Below are 18,350 nucleotides of genomic sequence, written 5' to 3'. Positions count from 1 at the left end.
CGGCACAGGCTGACTCGGGGGTATGACCGCATGGCCGCAGGAGGCTTCTGCAAGCTGCCGAACGGCACGGTGGTGGTGGCACTGAACCTGCCCAGCCCCGCCCCGGCGAGCGCCGGCAGCGTGCGTTTTCTCGTCCACGCCCAGAACCGGGCGCGCGCCCTGACCAGGCTGCGCAACCTGGGGCTGCGCAGCGTCTACCTGCGGGGCAACGCGGCCCCGCCGACGCCGGACGAGATCACCGCGGTCCTGCACCATCCGGACGGCCTGATATGGCGCACGGCACCGGTGGCAGGCGCCGTGGGCGGCCCGGACCTGGTCCAGGAACTGTGGCACCCGATCCGCGCCCTGCTCAGACGCCCGACCGCGCAGACCTAGGGAGCTACTGCACGACCGGCTTGCCGGACAGCTCCACGCCCGCCTCCCGCAGCTCCTCCAGCGCCCGATCGGTGGTCTCGGCGGCCACCCCGGCGGTCAGGTCGAGCAGCACCTGGGTGCGGAAGCCCTCGCGGGCGGCGTCCAGGGCGGTGGCCCGCACGCAGTGGTCGGTGGCGATGCCCACGACGTCGACCTCGTCGATCCCGCGGGAGCGCAGCCACTCGGCGAGGCCCGTGCCGTTCTCGTCGGCGCCCTCGAAGCCGCTGTAGGCGGCCGCGTACGCGCCCTTGTCGAAGACGGCGTCTATCGCGCCGGAGGCGACGGCGGGGGCGAAGTTCGGGTGGAAGCCGACCCCCTCGGTGCCGGCGACGCAGTGCGCCGGCCAGGAGTGGACGTAGTCCGGGTTGTCGGCGAAGTGGCCGCCCGGTGCCACGTGGTGGTCGCGGGTGGCCACGACGTGGCGGTAGCCGGCGGGCGCCTGCCCGATCAGCTCGGTGATGGCGGCTGCCACGTCGGCACCGCCGGACACCGCGAGGCTGCCTCCCTCGCAGAAGTCGTTCTGCACGTCTACGACGATCAAGGCGCGGCGCATGGTCGGTGTCCTTCGACTGGGTCGACTGTGGATGCAGGAGATCTGGGGCTGATTCGGGCCTTGTGGGGCCGCACCCGTTCTAGCTACCCGAGGCCCCGTGCGCGTACTCCGTCGGAATGACGGGTTCCCCTCGGGAGAGCTGGGTGGCGGACAGCGGGAGGTTGGCGCGGGCGGCCGCGTGCCGGTCCCGGGCGGCGTCCAGCGGCTCGCGGGCGACGACCTCGCCGCCCTTGACCAGCTCGACCAGGAGCTGCCGGTCGGCGAGGGCGTCGGGCACCGGCCCGGTGCCGACCACCTCGGCCTCCGCGTGCCCGTCCGCGTCCAGGCGCCGCGCGGCCCACTTGCGGCCGCCGACGGAGGTCTTGCCGCCGGTGGACTTCTTGGCCACCGGCACCAGCGGCGCCCCTTCCTCGCCGGACTCGGCGCGGGCGACCAGCTTGTAGACCATCGAGGCCGTCGGGTGCCCGGAGCCGGTCACCAGCTGGGTGCCGACGCCGTAGGCGTCCACGGGCGCCGCCGCCAGCGAGGCGATGGCGTACTCGTCCAGGTCCGAGGTCACGACGATCTTCGTCTCGGTGGCGCCCAGCTCGTCCAGCTGCTGGCGCACCCGGTGCGCGACCAGCAGCAGGTCGCCGGAGTCGATGCGCACCGCGCCCAGCTCGGGCCCGGCCACCTCCACAGCGGTACGGACCGCCTCGGCGACGTCGTAGGTGTCCACCAGGAGCGTGGTGTCCCGGCCCAGCGAGTCCACCTGGGCGCGGAAGGCGTCCCGCTCGTTGTCGTGCAGCAGCGTGAAGGCGTGCGCGGAGGTGCCGACGGTGGGGATGTTGTAGCGGAAGCCGGCGGCCAGGTCGGAGGTGGTCGCGAAACCGCCGACGTAGGCCGAGCGGGCGGCGGCGACGGCGGCCAGCTCGTGGGTGCGCCGGGCGCCCATCTCGATCAGCGGGCGCTGCCCGGCCGCGGAGGACATGCGGGAGGCGGCCGCCGCGATCGCGGAATCGTGGTTGAGGATGGAGAGGATCACCGTCTCCAGCAGCACGCACTCGCCGAAGGTGCCCTCGACCCGCATGATCGGCGAGCCCGGGAAGTACACCTCGCCCTCGGGGTAGCCCCAGATGTCGCCGCCGAACCGGTACTGGGCGAGCCAGTCCAGGGTCTCCTCGTCGACGATGTCCTTCTCGCGCAGGAAGCGCAGCACGCCCGCGTCGAAGCGGAAGTTCTCCACCGCGTCGAGCACCCGCCCGGTGCCCGCCACGACGCCGTAGCGGCGGCCGTCCGGCAGCCGCCGGGTGAAGACCTCGAACACGCTCCGCCGCCCGGCCGTACCGGCCTTCAGCGCGGCTCGGAGCATGGTCAGCTCGTACTGGTCCGTGAAGAGCGCCGTCGAGGGGACGTCCACCGGCAGCCCAAGGTCCGCTGTGTTCATACGACGGATCGTACCCCCATTTCGTCAGACTGACGATTTCCAGGCCCGCCCGGTTCGCGTGGCGCCCGCCACAGGCCCGTTTGTGCGGGTGCCCCCCTGTGGTGGCAGCATGGGCCTTGTGACGGCAGCCGCACCCATGGAGATCGAGAAGACCGAGTCGGCGGAGGAGGTCTTCGCCGTACCCGAGCCCGACGTGCCCTGGGTGACGATCGTCCACAACGATCCCGTCAACCTCATGAGCTACGTGACGTACGTCTTCCAGTCCTACTTCGGCTACTCCAAGGACAAGGCCACCAAGCTCATGATGGACGTCCATCACAAGGGCCGGGCGGTCGTCTCCAGCGGCAGCCGGGAGGAGATGGAACGGGACGTACAGGCCATGCACGGCTACGGCCTGTGGGCCACCCTCCAGCAGGACCGGAAATGAGCCCGGAAACGACCCACGCCCGCCCGCAGGACGGAAGCAGCTGAATCGCCTTCATGCCCGGACAATTCGAACCGCTCCCCGGCGGCGGCGCGGCCGTCGCGCTCGACGACGTCGAGATCTCCATCATCCGCTCCCTGGCCGTGCAGCTCCTGGAGCTGATCGGCCCCGGGCCCGCCGAGGACGCCTCCGACGACCCGCTCGCCGAGCTGTTCGCCGACGGCCCGAGCGAGCCGCCCTCCGACCCTGTGCTGCGCCGCCTGTTCCCGGACGCCTACGGCGACCCCGAGGGCACCCCGCAGGCCCAGGAGGCCGAGGAGCAGCGGGCGCACTCCGCGGAGTTCCGCCGCTACACCGAGAACGACCTGCGGGCCGGCAAGCGGGACAACGCGCTGGCGGTGGTCCGCACCCTGGACGCCCTCTCCTCGGCGTCGGCGGGCGAGGAGGGCGCGGTGCTGAAGCTGTCGCCCCAGGAGTCCCAGCAGTGGCTGCGCGCCCTGAACGACCTGCGCCTGGCGATCGGCTCCCGCCTGGACATCGCCGACGAGGACGACACCGACCTGCTCTACCGGCTCCCCGACGAGGACCCGCGCAAGCCGATGGTGATGGCGTACCTGTGGCTCGGCGGGCTCCAGGAGTCGCTCGTCGCGACCCTTATGCCCTGAACGAGACCGTTTCGTCACTCTCCGTGTCCGCTCAGCGGGGCCTCAAATCCGGATAACGATCCCGTCAAAGCCGCGCCTTCTTTGTCCCGGAGGTACGGCTTTCGTCCGCTTCTCCCTGTGTGACACGTCACAGTCCGCCCCTGTGATCAGCGCCGCCGTCGTGGTAAATCTTCACGACCGCCCGGCGAACACCACCCGAATGTTCGGCCGGGTGCGCCACCGAGCCGGCAGACCGCCGGCCAGGCACCGAGCGGGATGTGAGGCCCGCTCAGCTCCATCATCCGGGGGGATCGAGACCCGATCCGCGGCCGACTGAAGGCCCGGGTCGGCATGGAGAAAGGCGCACCACACATGACCTCTGCGCAGGTCGACACGGACAAGGCCCCCGAGGAGGGCTACGAGCGCGGTCTCAACAGCCGCCAGGTCCAGATGATCGCGATCGGCGGCGCCATCGGCGTCGGTCTCTTCCTGGGCGCCGGGGCCAACATCGCCAAGGCCGGCCCCAGCATCATCCTCATGTACGCCCTCGCGGGCGTGATCATCTTCTTCATCATGCGGGCGCTCGGCGAGCTGCTCCTCTACCGGCCCGTCTCCGGCTCCTTCGCCGAGTACTCGCGCGAGTTCCTCGGCCCCTTCTTCGGTTACTTCACCGGCTGGACGTACTGGCTGATGTGGGTGGTCACCGGCATGGCGGAACTCACCGCCGCCGCCATCTACATCCACTACTGGTTCCCGGACATCCCACAATGGGTCTCGGCCCTGGTCTTCCTGGTCCTGCTGTTCGTGGCCAACCTGATCTCGGTGAAGCTGTTCGGCGAGATCGAGTTCTGGTTCTCGATGGTCAAGGTCACCGCCATCATCGGCATGATCGTGATCGGCGTCGGCGTGCTCACCCTCGGCTTCAGCCAGGCCGGCGACACCGCCGCGGTCTCCAACCTGTGGGAGTTCGACGGCTTCTTCCCCAAGGGCATCGGCTCCTCCCTGATGACCCTCCAGGGCGTCATGTTCGCCTACCTCGCCGTCGAGCTGGTCGGCGTGACCGCCGGCGAGTCCGAGAACCCGGAGAAGACCCTCCCCAAGGCGATCAACACCCTGCCCTGGCGCATCGCCCTCTTCTACGTCGGCGCCCTCACCGTCATCCTGGCGGTGGTCAAGTGGACCGAGTTCGCCGAGGGCGTCAGCCCGTTCGTGGAGGCCTTCACCGTCATCGGCATCCCGGCCGGCGCCGGCATCGTCAACTTCGTCGTGCTCACCGCCGCCCTGTCCTCCTGCAACTCCGGCATGTACTCCACGGGCCGCATGCTGCGCACCCTCGCGGACAACGGCGAGGCGCCCAGGGTCTTCAACAGGCTGTCCTCGACGAAGACCCCGGCCATCGGCATCGCCGTCTCGGTCGTCTTCATGGCCATCGGCGTGGTCCTGAACTACCTCGTCCCGGAGAAGGCCTTCGGCTACGTCACCTCCGTCGCCACCGCCGCCGGCATCTGGACCTGGCTGATGATCCTGATCAGTCACGTGCTGTACCGCCGCAAGGTCGTCGCGGGCCGCCTGCCCGCGTCCTCCTTCCCGGCGCCGGGCGGCTCGGTCTGCTCCTACGTCGCCATCGCCTTCCTGCTCTTCGTCACCTGCCTGATCGCCTACGACGCCGACGCCCGCGTCTGCCTGTACGTGATGGCCGGCTGGGCCGCCGCCCTCGGTATCGGCTGGGCGGTCCTCAAGAGCCGCAACCCGCGGATCACCGAACGGCCCGGCGAGCCGGAGTTCGAGAAGATCGGCTGACGGACCCGCCGGCCACCGCCGACCAGCGCCTTCGCGCGCACCGCGGACGTCCGGCCGCACGGGGTGCTCGTGGCACCCGGCACGGCCACCGCTCAGGATGTCCGGCATGTGGGCCCGCCCGTACCGCCCATCGGTACGGGCGGGCCCGTCTGTCTATCCTGGCCGCATGCTGACCATCACACAGGCCCTGTACGACCAGATCGTCGCCCACGCGCGCGAGGACCACCCCGACGAGGCGTGCGGCGTGGTGGCCGGCCCCGTCGGCGAGGGCCGCCCCGAGCGGTTCATCCCGATGCTCAACGCCGCCCGCTCGCCCACGTTCTACGAGTTCGACTCGCAGGACCTTCTCAAGCTCTACCGCGAGATGGACGACCGCGACGAGGAACCGGTGGTCATCTACCACTCCCACACGGCCACCGAGGCCCACCCCTCCCGCACCGACATCACCTACGCCAACGAGCCCGGCGCCCACTACGTCCTCGTCTCCACCGCGGACACCGACGGTGCCGGCGAGTTCCAGTTCCGCTCGTTCCGCATCGTGGAGGGCGAGGTCACGGAGGAGGAGGTCAAGGTCGTCGAGGCGTACTGATCTCGAACTTCGGACGGAATTGGTCCACCAGGTGAGATCACACTCGGGAAGTCGGGTCGGGAATCGATACGATGAGCCCATGGTTCTTCTCGACGTGAGCGAAAAGGCGCCGGGCACGCTGCTCGTGGCGCGGCTGCACGTCGACCTGTGCAGGCTGAAAAGCGCCATCTGTTGATCTTCGTCGCCGCCGTACGGCCGTGTGCCGCGGCGTGCTGACGTGTGCCGCCGCGCGCCCTCAGAACCCACGACAAACTTCCGACAGGAGCCCTCAGCCATGGCCATCGAGGTCCGCATCCCGACCATCCTCCGCCAGTACACCGACGGCCAGAAGGCGGTGCAGGGCACCGGGGACACCCTCGCCAAGCTCTTCGCCGACCTCGAGAGCCGGCACACGGGCATCCAGGCCCGCATCGTCGACGGCGAGCAGCTCCGCCGCTTCGTCAACGTCTACCTGAACGACGAGGACGTCCGCTTCCTCGACGGCATCGACACCAAGCTGTCCGACGGCGACAGCATCACGATCCTGCCGGCGGTCGCCGGTGGCACGGCCTGATCGCCGATGCGTTACGACTCCCCGCTGGCCGCGGTGGGCAACACCCCCCTGGTGTGCCTGCCGCGGCTGTCGCCGTCCGACGACGTCCGCATCTGGGCCAAGCTCGAGGACCGCAACCCGACCGGCTCGATCAAGGACCGCCCCGCGCTCCACATGATCGAGCAGGCCGAGAAGGACGGCCGCCTCACCAAGGGCTGCACGATCCTGGAGCCGACCAGCGGCAACACCGGCATCTCGCTGGCCATGGCCGCCAGGCTCAAGGGCTACCGCATCGTCTGCGTGATGCCCGAGAACACCTCCCAGGAACGCCGGGACCTGCTCACCATGTGGGGCGCGGAGATCATCTCCTCCCCGGCCGCGGGCGGCTCCAACACCGCCGTACGCGTCGCCAAGGAACTCTCCGCCGAGCACCCCGACTGGGTGATGCTCTACCAGTACGGCAACCCGGACAACGCCGGAGCCCACTACGCCGGCACCGGCCCGGAGATCCTCGCCGACCTGCCCTCGGTCACGCACTTCGTCGCGGGCCTCGGGACGACGGGGACGTTGATGGGCGTCGGCCGCTACCTGCGCGAGCACAAGCCGGACGTCAGGATCGTCGCCGCCGAACCGCGCTACGACGACCTGGTCTACGGCCTGCGCAACCTCGACGAGGGCTTCGTCCCCGAGCTGTACGACGCCTCCGTCCTCACCACCCGCTTCTCGGTGGGCTCCGCCGACGCCGTCACCCGCACCCGTGAGCTGCTCCAGCAGGAGGGCATCTTCGCGGGCGTCTCCACCGGCGCCGCGCTGCACGCCGCGATCGGCGTCGGGAAGAAGGCGGTCAAGGCCGGGGAGAGCGCGGACATCGTGTTCGTCGTCGCCGACGGCGGCTGGAAGTACCTCTCCACCGGCGTCTACACCGCGGCCACCACCGAAGAGGCCATCGAAACCCTCCAGGGCCAGCTCTGGGCCTGACGGTTCCTCCCGCGCCCCCGTTCGGTGGCGCGGGGAACCCCGCGGACCACACCGAGGCACCCCCGCGGCGTACGCGCCGCGGGGGTGCGTCAGTCCCCGGGCCCCCGCCCGCCGTCTTCGTCCCGCCACCCCCGGGGACGCCGCCCGCGGCCACGGGGCCGCCGGCCCCGGCCCCAGCCGTCGACGACCGTCGCTACGAGCGCGAGCAGCACCACCGCCGCGAAGACGAGCCACCAGGACGTGTCCATACCGACGACGGTACCGGCGCGCGCCCCGGCCGCGCGCCCCTTCGAGTACCCCGCGCGCCCCGCGTCCAGCCGAACCGGTGATCCCGCAGGTGAGTTCGCCCACAACGGCCCCTGGCGGAGGAGCGACCGCAGGTTTTGCGCCTTACGCTCGACGGACCGCACGACCCCCGTCTCTCCACACGCGCCAGCGGAGGTTTCTGCTTCATGAAGCTCACCGTCGTCGGCTGCTCGGGGTCGTTCCCGTCCGCGGAATCGGCCTGCTCGAGCTACCTCGTCGAGGCCGACGGCTTCCGGCTGCTCCTCGACATGGGCAACGGCGCCCTCGGCGAGCTGCAGCGCCACTGCGGTCTCTACGACCTCGACGCGATCTTCCTCAGCCATCTGCACGCCGACCACTGCATCGACATGTGCGCCTACTTCGTGGCGCGCTACTACCGGCACGACGGCGGCCGCTGCGCCCCGCTCCCGGTCTACGGACCCGAGGGCACCGAGCACCGGCTGACCACCGCCTACGCCGACACCCCGTCCGCCTCCTCCATGAGCGAGGTGTTCGACTTCCACACGGTCAAGCCGTCCACCTTCGAGGTCGGCCCGTTCACCGTGCACACCGAGCGCGTCGCCCACCCCGTGGAGGCCTACGCCGTCCGCGTCGAGCACGGCGGCCGGTCCCTGACGTACTCCGGCGACACGGGCGTCACCCCCGTGCTGGACGAACTCGCCCGCGACACCGACCTGTTCCTGTGCGAGGCCGCCTTCACGCACGGCAAGGAGAACATCCCCGACCTGCACCTCAACGGACGCGAGGCGGGCGAGAGCGCGGACCGGGCCGGCGCCCGGCGCCTGGTGCTCACCCACATCCCCCCGTGGACCGATCCCGCGGTCAACCTGGCCGACGCGCGCGAGGTGTACGACGGGGCGGTGGAGGTCGCCACCGCGGGCGCGGTGTACGAGATCTGAGCCGGCGACACCCACCGCACAGCAGCGCAAAGGCCCCGGAACCTTCGCGGTTCCGGGGCCTTCGTCACGCCGTACGGCCGGGGCTCACGCCTTGGTGAGGTCCTCGATCTCCTCCTCGGGCTCGCGGCCCGGGGTCTTGAGGTTGAACTTGACGATCGCGAAGCGGAACGTCACGTAGTAGATCGCCGCGAACACCAGACCGATCGGGATGATCAGCCATGGCTTGGTGGCGAGGTGCCAGTTCAGCGCGTAGTCGATGGCACCGGCCGAGAAGTTGAACCCGGCGTGCACACCCAGGCCCCACGTCACGGCCATCGACACGGCGGTCAGCACCGCGTGCAGCACGTACAGGACCGGCGCGATGAACATGAACGAGAACTCGATCGGCTCGGTCACACCCGTGACGAACGAGGTCGCGGCCAGCGACAGCATCATGCCGAGGACGGCCTTGCGGCGCTCCGGGCGGGCGGTGTGCGCCATGGCCAGCGCGGCGGCCGGCAGACCGAACATCATGATCGGGAAGAAGCCCGACTGGAAGATGCCGGCGGAGGGGTCACCGGCCAGGAAGCGGGTGATGTCACCGTGCACCACGTCACCGGCGGAGTTGGTGAAGTCGCCGAGCTGGAACCAGGCCACCGTGTTCACGAACTGGTGCATGCCGACCGGGATCAGCGCGCGGTTCACGCCACCGAAGAGGGCCGCGCCGCCGGAGCCGAGGCCGGTCATCCACTCACCGAAGTTCGAGATGCCGTCGCCGATGGGCTCCCAGACCAGACCGAAGAAGACACCCACGACGATGCCGACGAAGGCCATGATGATCGGCACCAGACGCCGGCCGTTGAAGAAGCCGAGCCAGTCCACCAGCTTCTTGCGGTGGTACCGCTGCCACAGCACGGCGGCGAGAAGCCCCATGATGATGCCGCCGAGCACACCGGGGTCGTTGTACGTCGCGGCGACGTCCGCACCGTCCTGGACCACCGCCTCGGTGACCGGGAAGGCCTCGAGCACCTTGCTGTAGACGAGGAAGCCGACCACCGCGGCCAGCGCGGTCGAGCCGTCGGCCTTCTTGGCGAAGCCGATGGCCACGCCTATGCAGAACAGGATCGGCAGCGAGCCGGTGAGAGCACCGCCCGCGTTGTTGAAGACGGCGGCGACCTTGTCCCAGCCGAGGCCGTCCGCGCCGAAGATGTCCGGCTGACCGAGGCGGACCATGATGCCCGCCGCCGGGAGAACGGCGATCGGGAGCTGGAGGCTGCGTCCTACCTTCTGCAGCCCCTGGAAAAGACCGGATCCCCGCTTCTTTGCGGGGGCCGCCGTGTCGGTGGCGGTGCTCATGCTTCCTCCATCGGGTGGTGGTCTACACCACTCAGTGGTGTAGACCTGTTGTAGCACGATGAAGGCGGCGTAAGGAACCCGTGATTCCGCGACCGGACCGCTACGCGCAGTACCCGGCCAAGTCCCCTGCTCACGCACGTGCGAGGGCGCGGCGAAGGCCCCCGGACCGACGGTCCGGGGGCCTTCGCGAGACCACCCTCAAAGGGTACGTGAGGAAGGAAACCGGTCTACACCTTGGTGACGTCCTCCACCTCTTCGTCAGCCTCCCGCCCCGGAGTCTTCAGATCGAACTTCGTGATCGCGAACCGGAAGACCACGTAGTACACCACCGCGAAACACAGCCCGATCGGAATGATCAGCCACGGCTTGGTCGCCAGGTTCCAGTTGATGACGTAGTCGATCAGCCCCGCCGAGAAGCTGAACCCGTCCTTCACCCCCAGCGCCCACGTCACCGCCATCGACACACCCGTCAGCACCGCGTGCGCCGCGTACAGCAACGGCGCGATGAACAGGAACGAGTACTCCAGCGGCTCCGTGATCCCCGTCACGAACGACGTCAGCCCCACCGACAGCATCAGACCGCCGACCTCCTTGCGCCGGTTCGGCTTCGCGCAGTGCGTGATCGCCAACGCCGCCGCCGGCAGCGCGAACATCATGATCGGGAAGAAGCCCGTCGTGAACTGTCCCGCGTCCGGATCGCCCGCCAGGAACATGTTGATGTCACCGTGCACCACCGTGCCGTCCGGCTTCGTGTACGAACCGAACTGGAACCACATCGGCACGTTCAGGAACTGATGCAGACCGATCACCAGCAACGCCCGGTTCGCCAGACCGAACACACCCGCGCCCCACGCGCCGATCCCGGTCATCCAGTCGCTGAAACTCTCCAGCGCGTCACCGATCGGCGGCCACACCCACAGGCACAGCGCCGCGAACACGATCGCCACGAACGCCATGATGATCGGCACCAGCCGGCGGCCGTTGAAGAAGCCCAGCCAGTCCACCAGCCTCGTCCGGTGGAAACGCTGCCAGAAGTACGCCGTCAGCAACCCCATCACGATGCCGCCGAACACCCCCGGATTCTGGAAGACGAACGCCGTCACCTCCCCCGAACCGTCGGTCACCTGGCAACCGACCTGCGGGACCACCTTCGACCCCTCCGGACAGTCCTCCGGAAACTGCCGCAGCACGTTGTAGTAGACGAGGAACCCCGCCACCGCCGCGAGCGCCGTCGAACCGTCCGCCTTCTTCGCCATCCCGATGGCCACGCCCACACAGAACAGCAGCGGCAGCCCCAGCGACCCGTCGAGCAGCGCACCGCCCGCGCCCGTCATCACCTTCGAGACGTTCGTCCAGCCCAGACCGTCGTCCCCGAACACGTCCGGCTGCCCCAGCCGGTTGAGAATGCCGGCGGCGGGCAGGACCGCGATGGGCAACTGAAGGGAACGACCCATCTTCTGCAACCCTTGGAACGCCTTGTTCCAGCGGGCGCGCGCGGGACCGACCGCACTGTCGGCACTCATCCGGTCTCCATCCGGTCGCCGGTACACTGGTGTAGACCAGTTGACAGACGGCTCAGCCGCCGTGACGCCATCATTCGGTACACACCGCATGACCGCTCGCGAAGTTGGGCCAACTGTGGGTTACTGCGACAAAGCGGTCCGGATCAGGGAGAACGAACATGGCCAGCAAGGCTGAAAAGATCGTCGCCGGCCTCGGCGGCATCGACAACATCGACGAGATCGAAGGCTGCATCACCCGACTCCGCACCGAGGTCAACGACCCCGCGCTGGTCAACGACGCCGCCCTCAAGGCCGCCGGCGCCCACGGCGTCGTCAAGATGGGCACCGCCATCCAGGTCGTCATCGGCACCGACGCCGACCCGATCGCGGCGGAAATCGAAGACATGATGTGAGCCACCGGCTCACCGGCAAGGGGCCTTTCCCACTCCGGGACAGGCCCCTTCCCCATGGGCCGCTAGGCTCACCCGCATGTCACGCATCGACGGCCGCACCCCCCAGCAGCTCCGCCCCGTCACCATCGAACGCGGCTGGAGCAAGCACGCCGAAGGCTCCGTCCTCGTCTCCTTCGGCGACACCAAGGTCCTCTGCAACGCCTCCGTCACCGAAGGCGTCCCGCGCTGGCGCAAAGGCAGCGGCGAAGGCTGGGTCACCGCCGAGTACGCCATGCTCCCCCGCGCCACCAACACCCGCGGCGACCGCGAGTCCGTCAAGGGCCGCATCGGCGGCCGCACCCACGAGATCAGCCGCCTCATCGGCCGGTCCCTGCGCGCCGTCATCGACTACAAGGCACTCGGCGAGAACACCGTCGTCCTGGACTGCGACGTCCTCCAGGCCGACGGCGGCACCCGCACCGCCGCCATCACCGGCGCCTACGTCGCCCTCGCCGACGCCGTCGCCTGGGCCCAGGGCAGGAAACTGATCAGGGCCAACCGCAAGCCACTCACCGGCACCGTCTCCGCCGTCTCCGTCGGCATCGTCGACGGCACCCCGCTCCTCGACCTGCGCTACGAGGAAGACGTCCGCGCCGACACCGACATGAACGTCGTCTGCACCGGCGACGGCCGCTTCGTCGAGGTCCAGGGCACCGCCGAGGCCGAACCCTTCGCCCGCGACGAGCTCAACACCCTCCTGGACCTCGCCACCGCCGGCTGCACCGAACTCGCCGAACTCCAGCGCAAGGCACTCGACGCGGCCCTCGAAAGGTAAAGCGAGTAAAGGGAACGCCAACGGCAGGCAACTGGGCCGCCCGAACACGCGTCCCTAGCAGTACAGCACCACGGGCGTACGGCAGACCTTGCCGTACGCCCGGCGCCGCACCGCACACGGGCCGCCCGGCCCTGTCCCAAGGGGAGGACCGAGACCCATGGCCGCGAGCCGCCACCGCCGCCTTCGCCGCACCGCCACCGCCGTCGCCACCGTGGCGACCATCGCCCTGACGGCCGGCCTCACCACCGGCTGCGACGCCGTCGACAAGGCGCTCGACTGCGTACGCACGGCCGACGCGATAGCCGACAGCGTCACCGAACTCCAGCAGGCCGTGGAGAACGCGGACGACCCCACCCAGTGGGAAGAATCCCTCAACGCCATCGACAAGAACCTCGACAAGATCGGCGACCAGACCGACAACACGGACGTCAACAAGGCCGTCGACGACCTCGGCAAGGCCGTCGACAACGTCCGCACCTCGGTCGAGAACGGCGACGAGACCCCCGACCTCAGCCCCGTCACCGACGCGGCGGGCGAACTGACGAAGGTCTGCACGCCGTAGGGGAGGGCTCGGTCCGCCCGGGCGGGGGGTCCGGAATACTGACCCCCATGACCCGCCTCATCCTCGCCACCCGCAACCCCGGCAAGATCACCGAACTGAGGGCCATCCTCGCCGACGCGGGCCTGCCCCACGACCTCGTCGGCGCGGACGCCTACCCGCACGTCCCCGACGTCAAGGAAACCGGCGTCACCTTCGCCGAGAACGCCCTCCTCAAGGCCCACGCCCTCGCCCGGGCCACCGGCCTGCCCGCCGTCGCCGACGACTCCGGCCTCTGCGTCGACGTCCTGAACGGCGCCCCCGGCATCTTCTCCGCCCGCTGGGCCGGCCGCCACGGCGACGACAAGGCCAACCTCGACCTGCTCCTGGCCCAGATCGCCGACATCGCCGACGAACACCGGGGCGCCCACTTCGCCTGCGCGGCGGCCCTGGCCCTGCCCGACGGTACGGAGAGGGTGGTCGAGGGGCAGTTGCGGGGCACCCTCCGCCACGAGCCCGCCGGCACGGGCGGCTTCGGCTACGACCCGATCCTCCAGCCGGACGGCGAGACCCGCACCTGCGCGGAACTGACGGCGGCGGAAAAAAACGCGATCAGCCACCGCGGCAAGGCGTTCCGGGCACTGGTACCGGCGGTACGGGAACTGCTCGGCTGAGCAGCGGAAAACCTACTGGTGCGGCCGGAGGGACTCGAACCCTCACGGGAGTTACCCCACTGGGACCTAAACCCAGCGTGACTGCCAATTCCACCACGGCCGCCCGGCGCTGCTGCCCGGCCATGCTACTGGTCGGGCAGCGCCGTCAGATCCCCAGGTCCTTGATGATCTTGGCTACGTGGCCCGTCGCGCGGACGTTGTACAGGGCGCGTTCGACCTTGCCGTCCTCGTCCACGACGATCGTGGAGCGGATGACGCCCATGTAGGTGCGGCCGTAGTTCTTCTTCTCGCCGAAGGCGCCGTACGCGTCGAGGACCTTCTTGTCCGGGTCGGCGAGGAGGGTGACCTTCAGGGACTCGGCCTCGCGGAACTTGGCCAGCTTCTCCGGCTTGTCGGGGGAGATGCCGATCACGTCGTACCCGGCGCCGGTCAGCAGCTCCAGGTTGTCCGTGAAGTCGCAGGCCTGCTTCGTGCAGCCGGGGGTAAGCGCGGCGGGGTAGAAGTAGACGATGACCTTGCGGCCCTTGTGGTCGGACAGGGACACCTCGTTGCCGTCGGCGTCCGGGAGGGTGAAGGCGGGGGCCGTGTCCCCGGGCTGGAGTCGCTCGCTCATCGATCCAGCGTAGGGCCTGTCCGGCGGATCAGGTCGCGGGATGTGAGCGGTGCCTTGTGCGTGCCAGCCCCCGCGTCCGCGGCATGATCCGCCGGACAGGCCCGAACCGGGGGGTCCTGACAGTGCGGCGGGGCCCGGAGCTGACAGACTGTCCGGGACAGCGTCAGAGCAGACTTCGGAGGCGTACGGTGGCGGACACGTCGGACATCAGGACCCCGGCGCAGATCGAGGCGGACATCAAGCGCCGCCGCGAGGTGCTGGCCGAGACGCTCGACGAGCTCGGGATGCGGGTGCACCCGAAGACGATCGTCGACGATGCGAAGGCCAAGGTCGCCTCCAGCGTCGATCACACCCTCGGCCGGGCGTACGTCCAGGTCAATCGGGTGGTCAGCGATGTGAAGGCGCAGTTCGTGGACGAGACGGGCGCCCCGCGGATGGAGCGGGTCGTGCCCGTCGCGCTGGTGGCGGTCGGGGTCGTGGGGCTGCTCGCTCTCGGCGGCACCCGGCGGCGCAGGCGCTGAGCGGGGGCAGGTAGGTTCAGGGCGTGAGCGCCAAGAGAAACGAGCACGGTCCCCAGGACGACAAGCTGCCCATCCGGATGCTGCACGACCGCGTGCTCGTGCGGCAGGACACCGGTGAGGGCGAGCGGCGTTCCGGGGGCGGCATCCTGATCCCCGCGACGGCGGCCGTCGGCAAGCGGCTGGCCTGGGCCGAGGTGGTCGCGGTCGGTCAGAACGTACGGACCGTGGAGCCGGGCGACCGGGTGCTGTACGACCCGGAGGACCGTGCCGAGGTCGAGGTGCGGGGTGTGGGCTACGTGCTCATGCGCGAGCGTGATCTGCACGCCGTGGCGGCGGACCGGTTCGAGGGGTCGGAGGACTCCACCGGGCTGTACCTCTGAATCACGGGTCCAGGTCGGACTTCAGGGGCTGGTGATCAAGGTCACCAGCCCCTTTCCTCTGCCTTTGCTACCTTGGGAAGGACCCCGACGAGACGCGCCGTACCGGGCTGAAGGCAAAGACGACGCACCACCGTTCAGTTCGTTCACGGAGGTGTCTGTCGTGGCGTGGGTTCTGTTGTTCGTCGCCGGTCTGCTCGAGGTCGGCTGGTCGATCGGGATGAAGTACACCGACGGTTTCACCCGGCTGTGGCCGAGTGTGTTCACGGGTGCCGGGATCGTCGCGAGCATGATGCTGCTGTCGTACGCGGCGCGGACGCTGCCCATCGGTACCGCCTACGGCGTGTGGGTGGGCATCGGTGCGGCCGGTGCGGCGGTGCTCGGCATGGTGGTGCTGGGGGAGCCGGCGACCGCCGCCCGGATCTTCTTCATCTGTCTGCTGCTGGTCGCCGTGGTGGGGCTGAAGGCGACCTCCGGTCACTGACGCCGGGGTGTGACGGGGATGCCGGCGACCGTGCCGGCGGTGGTGTCCGAATCGCCGCCGCCCGCGCCGTCGGTGTCCCCGCCGCCGCCCGGTCCCGTGCCGCCGTTCGAGGAGTCGTCGCCTCCTCCGTCGCCGCCGCCGGTGGGGCCGGGTTCGGTGCTGGCGCCGCCCGTGGTGGGGGTGCCGCCGCCTGTCGACGGGGGGTCGGACTCGGTGCCGCCGTTGTCGCCGGGCGGGGTGCTGCTGCCGCCGGAGTCGCCGGGGGTTTCCGAGCCGGAGCCGTCCTCGTCGCCGGTGGACTCCTCGTCCGGGTCGCTGCTGCCGCTCTCGTCGCCGTCGCCCGGTTCGTCCGAGGCGTCGCCGCTCGGGGGTGCGGTGACGTCGGCGCCCTCCTGAAGCTGGAGGTCGAAGTCGGTGACCGGTTCGCCCTTGAGGGCGTTGCGGGTGTACTGGCTCCAGATCTCGGCGGGGGCGCCGCCGCCGTTGATGCGGGCGAGGCCCATGGCGCCGTACAGGGGCTTGTGGGCGGCGGTCTTCGGGTCCTGGCCCATGACGGCGACGACGGTGGCGAGGTCGGGGGTGTAGCCGGCGAACCAGGCGGCCGTGTCCTCCTCGGCGGTGCCGGTCTTGGCGGCGGCGGGGCGCCCTGCGGCCTGGGCGGCGGTGGCGGTGCCGTTCTGGACGACGCTGCGCAGGACGGACGTGGTGGTGTCGGCGGACTGGCGGCTGACGGCCTGGTGCTCGCGCCGCTCGGGCAGCTCGACCTCCTGCTTGCCGTCCTTCATGACCTTCTCGACCAGCGTGTAGGTGCTGTGCCTGCCGTGGTTGGCGAGGGTCGCGTAGGCCTCGGCCATGTCGAGGGGGCTGGCGGTGGCGACGCCGAGGGCGATGGAGGGGGAGGGGGTCAGCTCGGGGGTGTCGGGGGAGAGCCCGAGGTCGATCGCGGTCTGTTTGACCTTGTCGGAGCCGACGTCGACGGCCATCTGGGCGTACACGGCGTTGATGGACTTGTCGGTGGCCTCGCGGACGGTGACGTGGCCGTAGTCGCGGTGGTCCTCGTTCTCCGGGGCGTAGCGGCCGCCGCTCCAGCCTTGGACGGGGCGTTCGCTGGTGCCGTCGTAGCGGGTGTTGGGGTTGATCGTCTGCCCGCTCTGCGTCTCGGAGTGGTTCTCCACGGCGGACGTGAACACGAAGGGCTTGAAGGTGGAGCCGACCTGGAAGTCGCGGCGGACGGCGTTGGGTGTGTACTGCTTGACGTAGTCGATGCCGTTGTACATCGCGACGACCTTGCCGGTCTTCGGGTCGACGGAGGCGCCGCCGGCGCGGACGTAGCCGTCGACCTTGCGTTCCTTCTTGTCGAGCTGGGACATCAGCTTGTCGTCGACGGCCTTGACGAAGGCGTCCTGCTTGTCCTTCTGGAGGGTGGTGGTGATCCGGTAGCCGCCGCGGCCGAGTTCCTCCTCGTCGACGATGTCGTTCTCGGTCAGGTACTTCTTGACGATGTTGACGACGTAGCCGCGCTGTCCGGACATGTTGGTGGAGACGGTGGACTGCTTGGGCTTGGGGAACTTCGCGGCGGCGCGGTCGGAGGGGCTGATCCAGCCCTTGTCGGCCATGCCGTTCATGACGTAGTTCCAGCGGGCCTCGGCGGCGGGCCTGTTCTCGGGGTGGGCGACGACGTCGTACTGGCTGGGGGCGTTGAGCAGGGAGGCGAGGTAGGCGCCCTGGGCGGCGGTGAGGTCCTTGGCGTCGACGCCGAAGTAGGCCTGGGCGGCGGACTGGATGCCGTAGGCGCCGCGGCCGAAGAAGCTGGTGTTGAGGTAGCCCTCGAGGATCTCGGCCTTGCTCTTCTCGCGGTCGAGCTTGATCGAGATGAAGAACTCCTTCACCTTGCGGGTGACGGTCTGGTCCTGGGCCAGGTAGTAGTTCTTGACGTACTGCTGGGTGATCGTGGAGCCGGACTGCTTGCCCTTGCCGGTGGCGGTGTTCCAGCCGGCCCGGACCATCGCCATGGGGTCGATGGCGGACTCGGTGTAGAAGTCGCGGTCCTCGGCGGCGAGGACGGCGTGCTGGGCGTCCTTGGAGATGCGGGCGAGGCCGACGCTCTCGCGGTTGACCTCGCCGTCGCGGGCGAGGACGCTGCCGTCGGCGTACAGGTAGACGTTGGACTGCTTGGTGGCGAGCGCGTTGGCGGCGGGGATCTGGACGAGGTGGTAGCCGAGGAAGAAGCCGCCGACGATCAGCAGGAGGCCGACGACGACGGTGCTCAGCACGATGCGCCAGGTCGGGATCAGCCGGCGCCATCCGGTGCGCTTGGGCCGCTTGGGCTTCTTCGCCTTCCCGGAAGTTTCCGGCGCTTCCGGTCCCTCCGTCTGCCCCTCGCCGGCCGCCTGGGGCTCTCTGGGGGCCCAGCCCTGGTTCGGCGGCTGCGGCTGCGGCTCGTCGCTCATCTCGTGCACGGACTCCTGTTTCGCTTCGTACGGTTTCGCGCTCTCTGGCGCGTTCCCACGTTTT

At 69.7% G+C, this 18,350-nt stretch carries 23 protein-coding genes, 1 tRNA gene and 1 riboswitch; of the genes, 16 read left to right on the top strand and 8 right to left on the bottom strand.

Annotated elements, in window-relative coordinates; genetic code table 11:
* Positions 1–30 precede the first annotated feature (30 nt).
* Complete coding sequence (locus C4J65_RS11730) at positions 31–375, top strand: hypothetical protein (protein ID WP_003975892.1); 345 nt, start codon at positions 31–33, stop codon at positions 373–375.
* 4 nt (positions 376–379) lie between these two features.
* On the opposite strand, the gene C4J65_RS11725 is transcribed toward C4J65_RS11730, so the two are convergent.
* Positions 380–967, bottom strand: a complete 588-nt coding sequence (locus tag C4J65_RS11725; RefSeq protein WP_115742367.1) for a nicotinamidase — start codon at positions 965–967, stop codon at positions 380–382.
* A gap of 79 nt (positions 968–1,046) precedes the next feature.
* The gene (locus C4J65_RS11720) at positions 1,047–2,393 is read right to left on the bottom strand and encodes a nicotinate phosphoribosyltransferase (protein WP_115742366.1); all 1,347 of its coding nucleotides are present in this window, start codon (positions 2,391–2,393) and stop codon (positions 1,047–1,049) included.
* Positions 2,394–2,502: 109 nt separating this feature from the next.
* On the opposite strand from C4J65_RS11720, the gene clpS reads away from it, so the two are divergent.
* The 7 genes from clpS to C4J65_RS11680 all read left to right on the top strand — a co-directional run bounded on the left by clpS (position 2,503) and on the right by C4J65_RS11680 (position 7,360).
* A complete protein-coding gene (clpS, locus tag C4J65_RS11715) occupies positions 2,503–2,820 on the top strand; it encodes an ATP-dependent Clp protease adapter ClpS (protein ID WP_030180153.1) in 318 nt (105 codons plus the stop codon).
* A gap of 53 nt (positions 2,821–2,873) precedes the next feature.
* The gene (locus tag C4J65_RS11710) at positions 2,874–3,482 is read left to right on the top strand and encodes a DUF2017 domain-containing protein (RefSeq protein WP_115742365.1); all 609 of its coding nucleotides are present in this window, start codon (positions 2,874–2,876) and stop codon (positions 3,480–3,482) included.
* A 351-nt stretch (positions 3,483–3,833) separates the two neighbouring features.
* On the top strand, positions 3,834–5,261 hold the full coding sequence (locus tag C4J65_RS11700) for an amino acid permease (protein ID WP_115742364.1): 1,428 nt from the start codon (positions 3,834–3,836) through the stop codon (positions 5,259–5,261).
* Positions 5,262–5,427: 166 nt separating this feature from the next.
* Entirely contained in the window at positions 5,428–5,850 is a 423-nt protein-coding gene (locus C4J65_RS11695; RefSeq protein WP_109032680.1) for a M67 family metallopeptidase, read from the top strand.
* Positions 5,851–5,929: 79 nt separating this feature from the next.
* The gene (locus C4J65_RS37185; RefSeq protein ID WP_309546867.1) at positions 5,930–6,025 is read left to right on the top strand and encodes a putative leader peptide; all 96 of its coding nucleotides are present in this window, start codon (positions 5,930–5,932) and stop codon (positions 6,023–6,025) included.
* Positions 6,026–6,124: 99 nt separating this feature from the next.
* Entirely contained in the window at positions 6,125–6,403 is a 279-nt protein-coding gene (locus tag C4J65_RS11685; protein WP_115742362.1) for a MoaD/ThiS family protein, read from the top strand.
* A gap of 6 nt (positions 6,404–6,409) precedes the next feature.
* A complete protein-coding gene (locus C4J65_RS11680) occupies positions 6,410–7,360 on the top strand; it encodes a cysteine synthase (RefSeq protein ID WP_115742361.1) in 951 nt (316 codons plus the stop codon).
* A gap of 89 nt (positions 7,361–7,449) precedes the next feature.
* On the opposite strand, the gene C4J65_RS36325 is transcribed toward C4J65_RS11680, so the two are convergent.
* On the bottom strand, positions 7,450–7,608 hold the full coding sequence (locus C4J65_RS36325; protein WP_115746404.1) for a hypothetical protein: 159 nt from the start codon (positions 7,606–7,608) through the stop codon (positions 7,450–7,452).
* 204 nt (positions 7,609–7,812) lie between these two features.
* Between C4J65_RS36325 and C4J65_RS11670 the strand changes: the two genes are divergently transcribed.
* Positions 7,813–8,565, top strand: a complete 753-nt coding sequence (locus C4J65_RS11670) for an MBL fold metallo-hydrolase (RefSeq protein WP_115742360.1) — start codon at positions 7,813–7,815, stop codon at positions 8,563–8,565.
* 84 nt (positions 8,566–8,649) lie between these two features.
* On the opposite strand, the gene C4J65_RS11665 is transcribed toward C4J65_RS11670, so the two are convergent.
* Both C4J65_RS11665 and C4J65_RS11660 read right to left on the bottom strand, forming a co-directional pair.
* Entirely contained in the window at positions 8,650–9,900 is a 1,251-nt protein-coding gene (locus tag C4J65_RS11665; protein ID WP_115742359.1) for a PTS transporter subunit EIIC, read from the bottom strand.
* Positions 9,901–10,127: 227 nt separating this feature from the next.
* Positions 10,128–11,423: a PTS transporter subunit EIIC gene (locus C4J65_RS11660; protein WP_115742358.1), complete on the bottom strand. Its 1,296-nt coding sequence runs from the start codon at positions 11,421–11,423 to the stop codon at positions 10,128–10,130.
* A gap of 158 nt (positions 11,424–11,581) precedes the next feature.
* On the opposite strand from C4J65_RS11660, the gene C4J65_RS11655 reads away from it, so the two are divergent.
* The 4 genes from C4J65_RS11655 to rdgB all read left to right on the top strand — a co-directional run bounded on the left by C4J65_RS11655 (position 11,582) and on the right by rdgB (position 13,841).
* Positions 11,582–11,815, top strand: a complete 234-nt coding sequence (locus C4J65_RS11655; RefSeq protein ID WP_114532414.1) for a PTS glucose/sucrose transporter subunit IIB — start codon at positions 11,582–11,584, stop codon at positions 11,813–11,815.
* A 76-nt stretch (positions 11,816–11,891) separates the two neighbouring features.
* Positions 11,892–12,629, top strand: a complete 738-nt coding sequence (rph, locus tag C4J65_RS11650; protein ID WP_115742357.1) for a ribonuclease PH — start codon at positions 11,892–11,894, stop codon at positions 12,627–12,629.
* Positions 12,630–12,786: 157 nt separating this feature from the next.
* Entirely contained in the window at positions 12,787–13,191 is a 405-nt protein-coding gene (locus C4J65_RS11645; RefSeq protein WP_115742356.1) for a hypothetical protein, read from the top strand.
* 47 nt (positions 13,192–13,238) lie between these two features.
* On the top strand, positions 13,239–13,841 hold the full coding sequence (rdgB, locus tag C4J65_RS11640; RefSeq protein ID WP_115742355.1) for an RdgB/HAM1 family non-canonical purine NTP pyrophosphatase: 603 nt from the start codon (positions 13,239–13,241) through the stop codon (positions 13,839–13,841).
* 16 nt (positions 13,842–13,857) lie between these two features.
* Here the strand turns inward: rdgB and C4J65_RS11635 are convergent.
* Both C4J65_RS11635 and bcp read right to left on the bottom strand, forming a co-directional pair.
* Positions 13,858–13,944, bottom strand: a tRNA-Leu gene (locus C4J65_RS11635).
* Positions 13,945–13,986: 42 nt separating this feature from the next.
* Positions 13,987–14,454, bottom strand: a complete 468-nt coding sequence (gene bcp / locus C4J65_RS11630) for a thioredoxin-dependent thiol peroxidase (protein ID WP_115742354.1) — start codon at positions 14,452–14,454, stop codon at positions 13,987–13,989.
* Positions 14,455–14,642: 188 nt separating this feature from the next.
* On the opposite strand from bcp, the gene C4J65_RS11625 reads away from it, so the two are divergent.
* The 3 genes from C4J65_RS11625 to C4J65_RS11615 all read left to right on the top strand — a co-directional run bounded on the left by C4J65_RS11625 (position 14,643) and on the right by C4J65_RS11615 (position 15,836).
* Entirely contained in the window at positions 14,643–14,975 is a 333-nt protein-coding gene (locus C4J65_RS11625; protein ID WP_115742353.1) for a DUF3618 domain-containing protein, read from the top strand.
* A gap of 23 nt (positions 14,976–14,998) precedes the next feature.
* Positions 14,999–15,355 carry a co-chaperone GroES gene (locus tag C4J65_RS11620; RefSeq protein ID WP_003975911.1) on the top strand — a complete coding sequence of 119 codons (357 nt, stop codon included), beginning with the start codon at positions 14,999–15,001 and terminating at the stop codon, positions 15,353–15,355.
* Between the two features lie 56 nt (positions 15,356–15,411).
* Positions 15,412–15,484, top strand: a riboswitch (guanidine-III (ykkC-III) riboswitch).
* A gap of 31 nt (positions 15,485–15,515) precedes the next feature.
* Positions 15,516–15,836 (top strand): multidrug efflux SMR transporter, encoded by a 321-nt coding sequence (locus tag C4J65_RS11615; RefSeq protein ID WP_003975912.1) that lies wholly within the window; start codon positions 15,516–15,518, stop codon positions 15,834–15,836.
* On the opposite strand, the gene C4J65_RS11610 is transcribed toward C4J65_RS11615, so the two are convergent.
* On the bottom strand, positions 15,830–18,286 hold the full coding sequence (locus C4J65_RS11610) for a transglycosylase domain-containing protein (protein ID WP_205350989.1): 2,457 nt from the start codon (positions 18,284–18,286) through the stop codon (positions 15,830–15,832). The two genes, C4J65_RS11615 and C4J65_RS11610, sit on opposite strands and share 7 nt — an antisense overlap.
* Between the last annotated feature and the right edge of the window lie 64 nt (positions 18,287–18,350).

The organism is Streptomyces sp. CB09001, assembly GCF_003369795.1.
Taxonomy (GTDB): domain Bacteria; phylum Actinomycetota; class Actinomycetes; order Streptomycetales; family Streptomycetaceae; genus Streptomyces.
Note: the sequence above shows the minus strand (reverse complement) of the source record. Positions and strands in the feature narration are given on the sequence as shown.

Bases quoted from the DNA above. Each gene is read 5' to 3' on its own strand.
- C4J65_RS11730 (WP_003975892.1), top strand. From the start codon at position 31: ATGGCCGCAGGAGGCTTCTGCAAGCTGCCGAACGGCACGGTGGTGGTG.
- C4J65_RS11725 (WP_115742367.1), bottom strand. From the start codon at position 967: ATGCGCCGCGCCTTGATCGTCGTAGACGTGCAGAACGACTTCTGCGAG.
- C4J65_RS11720 (WP_115742366.1), bottom strand. From the start codon at position 2,393: ATGAACACAGCGGACCTTGGGCTGCCGGTGGACGTCCCCTCGACGGCG.
- clpS (WP_030180153.1), top strand. From the start codon at position 2,503: ATGGGCCTTGTGACGGCAGCCGCACCCATGGAGATCGAGAAGACCGAG.
- C4J65_RS11710 (WP_115742365.1), top strand. From the start codon at position 2,874: ATGCCCGGACAATTCGAACCGCTCCCCGGCGGCGGCGCGGCCGTCGCG.
- C4J65_RS11700 (WP_115742364.1), top strand. From the start codon at position 3,834: ATGACCTCTGCGCAGGTCGACACGGACAAGGCCCCCGAGGAGGGCTAC.
- C4J65_RS11695 (WP_109032680.1), top strand. From the start codon at position 5,428: ATGCTGACCATCACACAGGCCCTGTACGACCAGATCGTCGCCCACGCG.
- C4J65_RS37185 (WP_309546867.1), top strand. From the start codon at position 5,930: ATGGTTCTTCTCGACGTGAGCGAAAAGGCGCCGGGCACGCTGCTCGTG.
- C4J65_RS11685 (WP_115742362.1), top strand. From the start codon at position 6,125: ATGGCCATCGAGGTCCGCATCCCGACCATCCTCCGCCAGTACACCGAC.
- C4J65_RS11680 (WP_115742361.1), top strand. From the start codon at position 6,410: ATGCGTTACGACTCCCCGCTGGCCGCGGTGGGCAACACCCCCCTGGTG.
- C4J65_RS36325 (WP_115746404.1), bottom strand. From the start codon at position 7,608: ATGGACACGTCCTGGTGGCTCGTCTTCGCGGCGGTGGTGCTGCTCGCG.
- C4J65_RS11670 (WP_115742360.1), top strand. From the start codon at position 7,813: ATGAAGCTCACCGTCGTCGGCTGCTCGGGGTCGTTCCCGTCCGCGGAA.
- C4J65_RS11665 (WP_115742359.1), bottom strand. From the start codon at position 9,900: ATGAGCACCGCCACCGACACGGCGGCCCCCGCAAAGAAGCGGGGATCC.
- C4J65_RS11660 (WP_115742358.1), bottom strand. From the start codon at position 11,423: ATGAGTGCCGACAGTGCGGTCGGTCCCGCGCGCGCCCGCTGGAACAAG.
- C4J65_RS11655 (WP_114532414.1), top strand. From the start codon at position 11,582: ATGGCCAGCAAGGCTGAAAAGATCGTCGCCGGCCTCGGCGGCATCGAC.
- rph (WP_115742357.1), top strand. From the start codon at position 11,892: ATGTCACGCATCGACGGCCGCACCCCCCAGCAGCTCCGCCCCGTCACC.
- C4J65_RS11645 (WP_115742356.1), top strand. From the start codon at position 12,787: ATGGCCGCGAGCCGCCACCGCCGCCTTCGCCGCACCGCCACCGCCGTC.
- rdgB (WP_115742355.1), top strand. From the start codon at position 13,239: ATGACCCGCCTCATCCTCGCCACCCGCAACCCCGGCAAGATCACCGAA.
- bcp (WP_115742354.1), bottom strand. From the start codon at position 14,454: ATGAGCGAGCGACTCCAGCCCGGGGACACGGCCCCCGCCTTCACCCTC.
- C4J65_RS11610 (WP_205350989.1), bottom strand. From the start codon at position 18,286: ATGAGCGACGAGCCGCAGCCGCAGCCGCCGAACCAGGGCTGGGCCCCC.